Origin of the sequence: Leuconostoc mesenteroides subsp. mesenteroides (genome assembly GCA_009676745.1) — a bacterium.
GTDB classification, from domain to species: Bacteria; Bacillota; Bacilli; order Lactobacillales; family Lactobacillaceae; genus Leuconostoc; species Leuconostoc koreense.
The window spans coordinates 403,298-416,131 of sequence record CP046062.1 but is presented as its reverse complement, the minus strand read 5'-3'; the positions used below and the strand labels follow the sequence as shown (position 1 = coordinate 416,131).

Here is a 12,834-nt window from a genome sequence, read left to right as displayed (position 1 = left end):
ACAATTTTTCATGAAAAGGCATGATAATGAAATGCGATAATCATGGCATTTATATGAGTGTTTGCTCATGAAATGTGTATTGGGCACAAAAAGCAGTGTTGATAGGGTTTTGGGTATTGCTATCTGTTCTAAATTCTGGTATATTAGTTATTGTTATGGAGAAGTACTCAAGCGGCTGAAGAGGCGCCCTTGCTAAGGGTGTAGACGTGTTAAAGCGTGCGAGGGTTCGAATCCCTTCTTCTCCATTTAGCATTTCATGGCGTTGCATAAGGTCTCAAAAACCTTGGTGTAACGCCTTTTCTTATGAAAAACGTTGTACTGTATTTCATAGCATTTCACACAAAAAGGTACTTTTTTAGGTACAAAATTAAATCGAGCTAGTAAGGCAGTGTAACGGCATTTAAGCCGTTTTTTATTTGGAGAAATGGTACAAAAACAGTACATAAAAGCATATTATCCTATTAATTGCATATTTATATTTAATATACGCATAAATAGTTGTTATAATTGCATATATACATAAAAGATAAATAGGAGCGTATATGGCGACCACATGGATAAATAGAACAATACTCAAACGCTATTTTTCGGGGATGACAGATTTAGAATGTGAGTTAATAGAACAGGACTCAGAACGTTCCAATCAGTACAGGCATGAGAACACGGTATTTGTTCAAGAGATTAAGCCGTTTACAGAGTTTTACAATGTTGTTGCTCCTACGGGTTACATTATGGCTTTAAACAAAGAATTAAACGCCTTAGTCAGCAAGATAGAACGCCCAAAACAACGTTTATACGCATAGAATAGTTTCGTGGTCGTTGCGAACGACAAGGGAATTGCTATCGCAGAATGTTATAACGACACAGGAGGCAATATAATGGCAGATAGTACGGACAAGATGTTGAGAGATTACTTCTCTGGTCGATTGAAGCTCATGCAAGAAATCAATCCACAATCCAAACAGCACATTGCTGATATAACATTTTGCTTATCAGTGATTAAACCAGAACATAAACAGGCGATTACCAAGTATTACAGTGATAAGTTTATTACATGGGATGAAGTTTGCAATGAATCCGGTAAAAGTCATTCAAGTTTGAGAACATGGCGCAATGACTTCAAAAGATTATTACATGTGATCATGATACATGGAGATGAGTTTATTAAACTGAGACAGCAAGCATTACCAATGTAGTGCTTTTTTGTTTGCAATAAAAAACACCCCCGCTCCTATGTACTAGGAGGGAGCGTCACAAGGTGGCGTACTCGTTTTTGGCAAATGCAGAAATCAAAACTTTTTATAGGGTCATTTTTGAATATTGAATGCTGATATAAAGGCATTTCTAACCCAAAATAGGCGTTTAGGGGTAGCACAAACATACCACTAAGTTGTTGATTTTGATGTAACTTTTTGTTTTGGAAATGGCACATATAGTTGTAAAAGTAGGGTAGGAATAAGGGGTACTTTTTACGGTAATTTTGGTGTAAAGTGCCTTAAAGCCATGTGGCTGTAGTGCTAAACTGTCCCCGTTTTAGAAACAGGCAAGCTATAAACGTTGATATAAAGGCATTCTTGTGCTTTATAGTAGAATTTATAAACGCTGTTATATCAATGTTTATGGCATATCCCCCCTATGAAAAAGTTTTCAAAATTCAACATTTTTGTAAGATGACGATATGTGTGCGCTCTTTAATCTGGTAACAAGGGGCGGGGGTGTAAAGTATTTATCATACCGTTTCTTCGATATTTGTAGGCCTATCTTTGAATACGAACAATTTACTGATGATGTAATTGAATATAACAACTACGACATTATCAATCAGTTTCCAAACTAAAGGATTTTGTTTAAGTAGTTGAACACCAAACCATATAATAGCCATTTCGAGTATTAGGGTTAGTAATCTAGATGACAAAAAAGCAAATAATTCATGTAGCATTTCTGCTGTGGTGGTTGCCTTAGAGTTAAAGACCCATTTTCTATTCGTTAAATAAGCAGACAGGACAGTTATTAACCACGATAGGATAACGGAAAGCTGTACATCCCCGTATATGAAACTAGGTTAATGATTGTCGTTAGAACTCCGAAAAGTACGTATAGTATTATTGCTTTGTATTGTTTTATGGATGGAAGCATTTGAAACCTTTTTCTGATTTGTTATAAGTCATAAGTGTAATGCTAATAAATATAAAAATGGAAGTAGTTGTTTAACTTTAAACAAATATCAATAAATCATTTATTGTGTTCCATCCCCGTATCAGTAAGCAAGATAGAGCTTGTGTATTTGTTTCAAAATAAGCTAGATAACGTGTGAATTTGCGTTTAATATATTGATGAGTGTATTTATACCAGACAGACATTAAACGCTGAGAACGGCTCTCAAAGCTTAATAAAATACATAACAAAAGACACGGACTAGATAGTATAAGTTCGTGCCTTTTTGGTTTATACGGTTGTTTAATTTAAGGGGATGAAATACAACAATTTAATGTTCAACAAGGTAAGTAAAAGGTCACAAATTTGTTAGTAAATGTTAGTGTGCAGGGTTACAAAAATGTTAGCATGTAACTCCAACATTTTCCAAAATGCAACTCCAGTATTTTCCAGTGTGAATGCCAGCATTTTCTAGCATGTAAATACTAACAAATACCTAAATTTATAGGCGTTTAATCGTTGCTATAAATGGTTACGCAAGGCGTTACAAACGTTGTCACAGCGTGTAACCTTGTTACAAAAAAGGTTACATTTTAATGGTCACAAGGTCACAAAAAAAGGTTATATTTAGCGTTGCTTTTTTCTAGAGCTGAAATTAGATATGTCAATAATTTTTTAAGTAAGGTATAATGGTGTCAAGATAAAAACACTTGCTTGTCGCAATGATTGTCTTATCTTGCCTATGAAATGCTCTCCTAATGGACTCCACCATACAGGGGAGTTTTTTTGTATCTAAATTTTTAAATCTAAAGTGTCAGGATCTAAAGTAAATGCATAACTAGCAAAGTACTTTCTGAAATCTGTGTTTTCTAGTATTTTTGGTGAAATGTTGTTGATTAAGTAATCCGTAAAAATTGCAAGATCGTTAGAATTATATTGTTCAATATTGACGGTGATGTAACGAATTTTATTATTTTCGTTTACCTTTGATTCGTTATCATTAAATACTTTCAAAGGTGATTTGAAATGCATATTATCAAGTATGCTTTCAGCATCCCTTGCTAGTGTGTTAATGCTTGTAGTAATAGTTTTTAGAGAGTTAAACTTGTTGTTCCTCTTGTTTATTTTTTGTGCGAGAGCGGGTAATTTTCGTACTAGTGATTTATCAAAACCGCCATTAGCTGTTCGAATAAATTTTGTGACAGGTAATGTTGACTGCGAAGAATATCTTCTAATGTAGTTAAGGGCGATTTCTACTGGAAATTCAGTTGTAGGGTGAAAATATGCCTGAATATAGTCAATGTAGTCTGGAGTTTTGTAAACAAAGCGTTCATCCCCAAAAGCGATAACTAATTTTTTGTTTTTGAGATCTGCGTCAACATTGTCCAAATCTATAAATGATGTGAGAACTGTATCTAGCTCAGCAGAGTGGCCTTTAACCTCAATTATTTTTCTAAATGCAGATTGATATTTTGAAATTTCATTTGGTGTAACACCTTGATTAATTTGTGAAATGGTTTTGTATATGTTTACATAATTATCGGTACTGATATTTGTGTAGTGAACGTTGTCATTTAATTCGCTAATTATTTCAGTTATATCTTGCTTACCTTTATGATACTCAACTACTGCTATTCGTTCAGAGGCCTGTTCAACTGGCATATCTAAATTCTTTGAAAAATCCTGAAGCAGTTTGCGAATGTTTTCGTCTGTTATAGAGTAACCAAAAAATATGATAGGGGACTCGGTTAATGTAGATAATATTTTAGCGTTTACCAAAGTTGACGTTTCATCTATGTTTTGGTAATCAGTGCTTGAAATTGCTATTGAGTTAGGATCCAAAATGGTACCATGTAATTTAAACAATTCACCAAATTCTGTAGATTGCTCAAATAAGCCTTTGCTTCCAACTCTTGTAGTAATTTTATAGTTTAACTGTTGTTCGATGAAAGTATCGTAGTTTGTAGTGACAATCATTCGTGCTTTATTCAACATTGCAGTAAACTCTTTGACTTCTTCTTCCATATCAGGCTTAATTGTTAAGCTAGAGAAGATAGAGCAAATTTTAGCTCTTAAAGGAGATATTTTATGTTCATGTGCCTCAGCCAGAGTTAAATTTGGAATTCTAATTTTTTGATTGTAAAAAGCCGTTGTATAATCAGAGTCTAATTGGTCAGCTATACTTAGGTATGCTTCAAAATCAGACATTGATGTTGTTGTATGGAAAGCAGAATAAAATGAATTTGGATCGTTTACCTCATTCCATAAAGTTTTTAAAAGTTGTTCCCAATCAGGTGCATTATAAAAGTATCTTTTTGTAATTCCCGAACCTATAAAAACTATGGGGTATTGATTGTTAGCTTGGAGTTCTTCTAAAAACATAATTTTATTCTCCTATGAGGTTACCGTTGAAAACTGAACACTTTTAGTTTTAACTTTTTAACGTGAATGCTTGGCACGTATGTACGCACTTTTTGAGTGAGCTAACTTTTTTACATGTTTTTAACGTAAATATCAGTAAAAAATTTAACAATAATCGAGGTTAACAAAGTATAGGCTACTATTATGGTGTTGGTTATAGAAGTTACGCTTGATAAATCTTCGTTACATGCGAGATGTAGTTTTGATGAAACTATGCTTGCTATACAGAAATAGGCGGAAAATAAATAAGCAAGAAAAAAAGTAGTATAAATTAATAGTAAAATATACATTTTAACGAAATTTTTTTGTGTATTTTTTTCTTTTGCATCTAATGCTTTGAAACTTTCTACCAACTCTTTTGTAATCCAGTATAGAAATAATCCAATGAAAGGAAGCGTTATTAGGCTTAAAACACCCACGGGAATAGCAAGCCAAAGTGGTGCATTTACAGAGCCAGAACTTGAAAAGACAAAGAAAATTATAGGAATAGCAGCGCTTGAAATGATTAATAATATTGTGGCGTAAATTGACTTATCTTTAAAAGGACTCTTTATCTTATCAATTAAATTGCTTAAAAAATCACCAGATTTATCTATTATATTAAAAATTATATGCATAGTTTTTTCGATCATAGTTTTCAATACCTCTGTATTTATTCCCCCGCCATAGTTTTAACAGGGAAGCGTACCACAATGCAGGCATCTTTGTTAAAACAACGAGTTATTTTTTCGTTTTAAGTCACTTACTGATAGTAGTTGGTTTTTTTATTTATAGAAAAAGAAAGTCAGTAAGCTAATGAAACTTGATACTAACATCAGTATTCCGGCCCACTGGTACTTTTTATTTTTTTCGTCTTTACTTAACATTAAAAATGTTAGTCCACTTACGGCCATTGAAAAAGCTATTAATAAGTCCATGAAGTTCCCCCAAGTTATATATTCTTCAAAAAAGCAGTCTCAAGTGAGATGGGAATATTATCAATACCTTAACGTGGATGCGTGGCACGTATTTACTCCCAAAAGGGCATGTATTATTTGGTATTGTGTTTAACAAACTCTAGATCTTTATCTATTTCATTGAATACGTTTGTAAAGAAATGAGTCAATGATTCTTGATTGTTAATTTCACTTTTTGATAGCTCATCAATAGTAATAATGTATCCAATCTTTTTTTTGTCGTTTGCTACAAAAGGAGTAACTACCTTTTCAGTTTGTTTGTAATCATAAAACTCATTAAGTTGTTTATTATCGAAAAACTGCTTGGCGTCACCGTTGTTGTCTGTTGCCATATGGGTAAAAAACACAGAAGAGAAGTTGATTGTCTTAAGATTATTGTCACTTATTATTTCATACCAATGAGAGTAGTCATTATAAGCAAGGTGTTGTTCTCTTTCACCAGACTTATCTGATACTGATAGAGCACTATCCAGCTTGTTAGACCTGAATCGAATGCGAAAGAAACCATTTGTACGTAATTCGCTGAATTCCTTAAAAATTTGCAATTTAGTACAGCCGCTATCTTTTTTGATGGTATTATATTCGTTTATTTTTTGCGAAAATTCATCTTCAAAAGTTTGGTATATAATTTGTTGAGAGAACAAATATCCAAGATGAGATAGATAAACGATGGGATTAATAGCCTTCCAATTTGAAACTAATTCTGAGACGTATTTCGACATTTCTGCAGTATGAGCATCATTGCTCTCAGTAGTGTTATCTAGGAGTATATTTTCATATTTGAATCGAATACGATCTCCGACGGTATTGAAACCTGAAACTTTTACGGTTTTTAAGTATGTTTTTGTGCCATATGCGTTTCCTGTCACACCAATAATATATTTTATATTTTTGGCTCTTGAGGAACTCATTTTCCAATCGCCAACAATTCTTTCTATAGAGCCATAGGTGTCTAAAGTTCTTACAAATAGCACATTGCTGGGGTCTGAACCTATTAAAAAAGTAAGAACGTTGTCGTAAGGATTTATTGAATCTTTAGTCGAACTGATATTGGAATCTTGATCTATATATGAATCTGTATTTCTATTTGTATCTATAGTGTCATAAGGTTCAAAAAAGACACTTAAAATAGGAAAATCAGCGGTTATTACGTCTTTATAGTTTGAGAGAAATTCAGTGATTAAGCCAGAATAATCATCAACGTCATTAGTATCACGCGAATTTTTCTTAATATTGTTGATCTTTAATAAGATACAAATGCCGTGTTGAACCAGGTCATTTGTTTCTGGTGATAATTCTTTTCTTTCTGTAATAATGGGCAAGCTAGATTCATTTAAATTATTGTAATGAGTGTTATATTCTGACCAAAATTTGGGAATCTCTCCTTCAATCAAATCTCTTTTTTGCTCTCTTAACTTGTTGCTTGATTCAATATTTTTAGTGGTTAAGTAAGAGATTACAGAAAACGGGATAGACAATGCACTGATAAACGTCCAAAACATATTCCAAAAATCAAATAAATGTTCATTTGGGTTATGCTTATTGATTGTAATATACTGATGTAAGAACCACAATCTACTTATCCCCCATAAGGATAAGCAGATTAATGCGATTAATAATATCAGTTTGAAAATGTTACGAGTGGTTATAATATTTTTTAAATTTTTGTTAGGCTTCATCGATTCACGTTCCTATTGTTTTTATTTAATTTTCAAAACGCCACTCTCGAGTGACATAGGGATACCGTGGTACGTCATGAAAGTGTAGAGCTTACTGTACCTATCTGTGTACTTATCAAAGTAAAAGTCAGCGAGCATTCTTGGTACTTAAACATTACTACCTTTAATTTTATTAACTAATCCATTAAATCAGAATGACACGGAGTAGGCATTAGGAGTAAAGATAGCTTCACTTAGTTCATCAGGTCCGAGTATTTCAAGATCATAGGTTTTATGTAATTCATTTAAATTACTTAAGCGATATATATAGTAGTTTGTATTGGACATGTCCAATGATTCCCTAAATACCTGGTACTCTTTTTGAGACATGAAAAATGGTGGCGTGCTAGTAGAAGTAGTTGTTTTAACATCTATTAAAGTAATAGAGTCTGTAGTTTTATTTATTATTTTTATATCAAAACCAGCACTGTCATTCCCAGATGAAATATTCAAGTTATTAGAGGTGGGGATAATATCAAACTCTGATTCGGGATATTTTTTTGTTAGATAATCTAAAATGAATTCTTCACCAAGTTTTCCAATTTTAGATTTTAGTTCATGTAATTTTAAATAATCAATACGATCAGATTGATGTTTCTTAGCAGAGTGTTTTTTTGATGTATGTGTTATCAGTGTGACAGAGGGAGAGGAGGTGCTCTTTATATCACGTTCAAGATTTTTCTTGATATCGGATGTTACATAGCTCATTAAATAATCAAGCTGTTCTTTAGTTAATCTGAAAAGATACATTTGATTAACGTGGCCATGTGTATTGAAAATTTCAGCATCGTGTTTTTGTAAAAATGAACGTACTTCTTCCATATTCAAATTTAATTTATACATGCTAACATCTACTTGCCAACCCAATTCATCCCAAATACTGTTATTAAATTCTGATGGACGAATGCGTTCGTACACATTTGTAAGAGCTATGCTGACATGTGTAATTTGTTTGTGGTGGTAGTGAAAAATGATGTCTCCTTTTTTCACATGGGACATATTTATATATCCACGATTATCTCCTCCAATTTTATTTTTTTGAGGGGACCACAGAATTTGTTTTTCATGCTCAGTTTTGTAAGTTTGGTTTTGTGATACGAAAAATCCAGTCATAATAATCTTCTTTATTAATTATTCTTTATTGAATAAAAACTCTCTATAAGTTTAATACTAGCAAACATAAAAAATTCAAAAAAGTAATTAGAATAATTTTAAACAAATGTTAATAAATAGGTAATTAAAAGAAATACAGAATAAAACCACGACCTAGATTGAAGCTAGAGCGTGGTTTTTTATTATATATGGGGATGAATTATTAATCTTCAATGTTAGAAATATGCAAGTAAAAGCAAGCATATAAAATTACAAAAATGTTAGCATGCAACTCCAGTATTTTCCAGTATGAATCCTAGCATTTCCTAGCATGACATACCAACAAATACCTACATTCATAGGTGTTTCATCGTTGCTATAAATGGCCATATAATGCGTTACAAACCTTGTCACAGCCTGTAACTTTGTTACAAAAAAGGTCACATTTATCGTTGCAACTATTGTAACTTTTTGTTTTTCAACGAGTGGATAATTATTACAAGATACTGTACAAGTATAATTCAAGATTTTTACTAATAATATCTAACTTTTCAGATTTTTGGTATTGCGATTAAAAATATCATTATCGTTTAAAACATACTTTTTATTTGGATAATGATAAGAAATAGTATATTTTGTTCTTGATTGCCATTCTGATTTAAAAAAATAATTTAATATTTTATACACTAACCAAGTCAATATTAATGTACAGAAAATAGACAATACGAAAAATGCGAACACAGAGTTTGGTTGAAGATAAAAATGTTTCTGATCTTCTTTAATCCAGTCAATTTTTATTAACCAATTCCTGCTTATTATACTACGTGCACTTAAAACAATTAACATAGAAAAAATTATCGAAAAAGACACCAAAATATCAACCAAAAACTTTATTATATCTTTAAAAAAAGTGAATATTTGATTTGTATAATCGGTAGAAATGCCAACAAAAATAATTAAGGCTGTGTATTGTTTGTAAATTGCTGAAAATAATAAAAAAATATATAACATATAATCTGATTTTGTGCCGTTAGGTAAATATTTATTAACAAAGCTAATGGCATGGCTTGATAACAATATTACAAATGATATTATTACTAATGATGTTATCATAACATAACCCATCATTGGTTTATGAAGTAACTCTTTTGGGAATTTTATATTTGAAAGTAATTTAGTTTTATAACAAACATAACTTAACAACGCTATTGATAAACATATTAGCAGGTTGATGTTAAGTATGTTTATCAACCATGCTTGAAAAGAAATTATTGATATCCCTGTAAAAAAAAATGCTGTTTTACTTTTATGGTCAAAAATTAAATATAAAAGACTCAAACTGAGTATGACGATTGGTATTAAATTAGTAGCTGTCAACGATTGAGTGTTGAGAACAATTATGAATAGAGTAAATATATACAAAACAGAACCAAACGTCCCTATAATTAAATAACAAATAATTTGAAATATCTTGTCAATATTTTTCTTTATACATTTCATTTTAAAAGAGGTTCCCCCATTAATATATTATTTAAAACAGCACTCTCGAGCGACATTAAGTATATCAAAGTGCACCATGAAATCGTAGAGTTTACTGTATCTGTCTGTATTCTAGTCAAATGAAAGTCAGCAAGCGTTTCTAGTGCATAAGCATTAGCTACTTGTAACGTAATTTAATGTAAAATACTGTGGTTTTTCAATAAATAAATATTTGACGATATAACTCTTGCATGAATGACAATATAATCAAAATTGAAAGAATGGTGTATGTTGAGAATAGTAACCATTTTTTATTCCTATAACTTTCAATACTAAAAGGTATGATGATACAAGCGGGTAATATTTGAATTATTAAATGTGAAACTAAGTACTCGTTAAAGATAAAATAAGCTAGTAAGGTTAAAACTGCAATACCTGATATTGTTATTTTATAAATCGAAGTTATTTTGCTTTGTTTCAGGTTTCATCCCCTGTATTGGTTTAGTTAACGAAAAAAATGCATAACGTTGCTAGGCCAGTAACCTTGACAAAACCAATGTCTGAATTAAACTTTTTCTTCTCACTATAACCCTGAAAACCAAGAACAATCATCATTAATGTCACAATCAGAGCGCCGTATTTTGTATAGTTGAATTGAAAGTTGGCATAGTTCAGTAGTGACATTGAAATCAAAACCATCGCACCTATAGTTTTCGTTATTTTAAATGGTTGTTTTATCATAATTAATCCCCAATTAATTTTAAGATATGTATGCACTCTGTGAGTGCCTGTGACTAGTAGTTATTGTTATTTAAAATAGTTGTCACTATAGTTCCAATAAACAAGATATATAAAACTATGAACACGATTGCAAGAATAAATTGAACAATACCTGCTCTGTTCCATGTAGCTTGCACAGCTTTAAATGTTTCTACATCTTTGTAGTCGCCTTTTTGCCACGCCCATTCATTACCTTTAAAACCACATACAAATACCCATACAATATTAAATACCGGAATTAAGCATAATAGGGGAAGATATGTCTTATTTCCAATACCCCAGAAAATATTGTACATAAATGCTCCCCAGTTCCATCCCTTAGCTTCAGCTGGTACTATAGTTCCGTTTTCATCCATAATATTTCTCCCTCATGCTTTTAACGTGGTTCTGCACGTAATATATATGCACTCTGTGATTGCTTTTTTATTTCAGTAAATGTATCACAAAAATGATAATTCCAAAGATTAGTAAAAAACTACCGATATATCTTTGATACTTTTGATTTGGACTTGGTTTTCTTGCAGCTCTAACTAACGCAGCTCCAATTAATAAAATAATAATTTGTAGCACTGTACTCACGTATTTCATCTCCTAATGCTTTTAATGTGGTTCTGCACGTATTATGTATAAACTTTTTAGTGTTTTTTTATTTTGATGAAATAGCGGAGACAGCTAGATAAATAGTTGCCAATGCAATTAATGGACTATTAGAGTTATGACCGATATTAAACAATGGCAATACCAATGCAAAAGTAAGATATAGTACAGCGATTATGTCTAATAATATGAGCACATGTTTTTTAGTTAGTTTCATTGTCTCTCTCCTAGTTTATTTGAATAATCAGCGGGGATGTCATCCCCAATCATCATAATTAGGTCACTTACTGATAGTAGATGACGTTTATTTATAGACAAAGTAAGTCAAAAAGATAATTGAACTTGCCAATAAAATCAGTATTCCCGCCACACGATATTTTTGATTATTGTCGTTTTTACTTAGTATTAAAAGTGTTAGTCGAATACTAGCCACTGGAAAGATTACTAATAAGTCCATGAAATTTCCCCAAGTTATATATTCTTCAAAACAGCACTCTCAAGCGACATGGGGATGCCAAAGTACGCCATGAAGTCGTAAAGTTTGCTGTATCTGTCCGTATTTTCGTCAAAGTAAAAATCAGCTAACATTTTAAACGCATAAGCATTAGCGCTAATTTCTGCATCATTCTTGGCCAAAGGAGAGAATGCATAAGTTTTGTGTTGTTCGCTATTCAAGATATGTTGTAATTCGTGAAACTTTCTAAAAAGCAGTGAAAACTTTGTCTTGAAGTTAGGATTAACAATAATCAGGGTATCAGACGGTAAAGCAACATCTGGATCATAGATAGACCCGTTCATTTCAGTAACCACAATTTTGTCATGGGTACTCCTAGCAACGTTATAGTCTTCTACCACGTCATTAAAGTAATCTAACGGGGATGTATAGTCGAGGTATTCATACATTTATTTTCTTTACTCACGCAACATCTTAACGAATGCAAGAATAGACTTTTTATAGTCCTCCGATAGCTCTTTACCCTCAAAGGACATGATTAACTCGTCATCTGATAGTTCCACATGCTTTTTATTTTCATCCCCAGTATTCACGTTACTATCAATAGTTTGAGTAGGATTATCTGTCTTGCCCTGTAAATACTCCACGGTGGTATCTAAAGCGTCAGCAATCAATGAGAGCATGGCATAAGACGGGTTGCGCTCATCTCCCTCGTATTTAGCAACAGTGCCACGAGAAGAATTAATTAGCTCAGCTAAACCACTTTGGGTTAGTTTTTTTGTTGCCTAGATAATTTAATTCTTTCAGATGTTACGGACATGATATTCCTCCAAAGAGTTAAGAAAGTATAAAAAATGTTAAGTAAATCTAAGCGTCATTATTCATTAAAGGAACAAATGTATAGAAAAAGTTCCTTTAATATACATATCATACCAGACAATACAGGTCATTTAAAGACAACACGGGATAAATACGTGCAAGAGTGAGCCACGTTAAAAGCAACGAAATAGGGGGATTATCATGATAGTATCAAACGCATTATTTACACAGGCACAGTTTATCAGACGGTAAAGCTAATATCATCGAATGAAGTAGCTTCTAAGTTTAGTTTAAGTGTTATAAGTAAAAAATTAAGATTGTTATATAAATTACCGTATTCAATTAGAATGGGTTAATTTTTTTT

General features: G+C 32.0%; 11 protein-coding genes, 1 tRNA gene and 1 pseudogene. 3 read left to right on the top strand and 10 right to left on the bottom strand.

The features are described 5' to 3' along the window. The first annotated feature begins 157 nt into the window (after window positions 1-157). From GJV51_01990 to GJV51_01980, 3 genes are all read left to right on the top strand, one after another. Window positions 158-245 (top strand) — tRNA-Ser (locus GJV51_01990). Window positions 246-542: 297 nt separating this feature from the next. Next, a complete protein-coding gene (locus GJV51_01985) occupies window positions 543-803 on the top strand; it encodes a hypothetical protein (GenBank protein ID QGM24823.1) in 261 nt (86 codons plus the stop codon). Window positions 804-878: 75 nt separating this feature from the next. Then, window positions 879-1,196, top strand: a complete 318-nt coding sequence (locus GJV51_01980) for a hypothetical protein (protein ID QGM24822.1) — start codon at window positions 879-881, stop codon at window positions 1,194-1,196. Window positions 1,197-1,729: 533 nt separating this feature from the next. Here the strand turns inward: GJV51_01980 and GJV51_01975 are convergent. The 10 genes and pseudogenes from GJV51_01975 to GJV51_01930 all read right to left on the bottom strand — a co-directional run bounded on the left by GJV51_01975 (window position 1,730) and on the right by GJV51_01930 (window position 12,471). After that, the gene (locus tag GJV51_01975; protein ID QGM26095.1) at window positions 1,730-2,053 is read right to left on the bottom strand and encodes a GtrA family protein; all 324 of its coding nucleotides are present in this window, start codon (window positions 2,051-2,053) and stop codon (window positions 1,730-1,732) included. Window positions 2,054-2,946: 893 nt separating this feature from the next. Then, the gene (locus GJV51_01970) at window positions 2,947-4,536 is read right to left on the bottom strand and encodes a hypothetical protein (protein ID QGM24821.1); all 1,590 of its coding nucleotides are present in this window, start codon (window positions 4,534-4,536) and stop codon (window positions 2,947-2,949) included. A 110-nt stretch (window positions 4,537-4,646) separates the two neighbouring features. Next, window positions 4,647-5,207: a hypothetical protein gene (locus GJV51_01965; GenBank protein ID QGM24820.1), complete on the bottom strand. Its 561-nt coding sequence runs from the start codon at window positions 5,205-5,207 to the stop codon at window positions 4,647-4,649. 398 nt (window positions 5,208-5,605) lie between these two features. Then, window positions 5,606-7,210: a hypothetical protein gene (locus GJV51_01960; protein ID QGM24819.1), complete on the bottom strand. Its 1,605-nt coding sequence runs from the start codon at window positions 7,208-7,210 to the stop codon at window positions 5,606-5,608. Window positions 7,211-7,399: 189 nt separating this feature from the next. Beyond that, complete coding sequence (locus GJV51_01955) at window positions 7,400-8,362, bottom strand: DUF3883 domain-containing protein (protein QGM24818.1); 963 nt, start codon at window positions 8,360-8,362, stop codon at window positions 7,400-7,402. Between the two features lie 522 nt (window positions 8,363-8,884). After that, the gene (locus GJV51_01950; protein QGM24817.1) at window positions 8,885-9,454 is read right to left on the bottom strand and encodes a hypothetical protein; all 570 of its coding nucleotides are present in this window, start codon (window positions 9,452-9,454) and stop codon (window positions 8,885-8,887) included. Between the two features lie 867 nt (window positions 9,455-10,321). Next, window positions 10,322-10,561 (bottom strand): hypothetical protein, encoded by a 240-nt coding sequence (locus tag GJV51_01945; GenBank protein QGM24816.1) that lies wholly within the window; start codon window positions 10,559-10,561, stop codon window positions 10,322-10,324. Between the two features lie 53 nt (window positions 10,562-10,614). Next, a complete protein-coding gene (locus GJV51_01940; GenBank protein QGM24815.1) occupies window positions 10,615-10,956 on the bottom strand; it encodes a ribonuclease G in 342 nt (113 codons plus the stop codon). Window positions 10,957-11,668: 712 nt separating this feature from the next. After that, window positions 11,669-12,100: a hypothetical protein gene (locus tag GJV51_01935; protein ID QGM24814.1), complete on the bottom strand. Its 432-nt coding sequence runs from the start codon at window positions 12,098-12,100 to the stop codon at window positions 11,669-11,671. A gap of 9 nt (window positions 12,101-12,109) precedes the next feature. Continuing rightward, window positions 12,110-12,471, bottom strand: a pseudogene (locus GJV51_01930) (helix-turn-helix domain-containing protein). Between the last annotated feature and the right edge of the window lie 363 nt (window positions 12,472-12,834).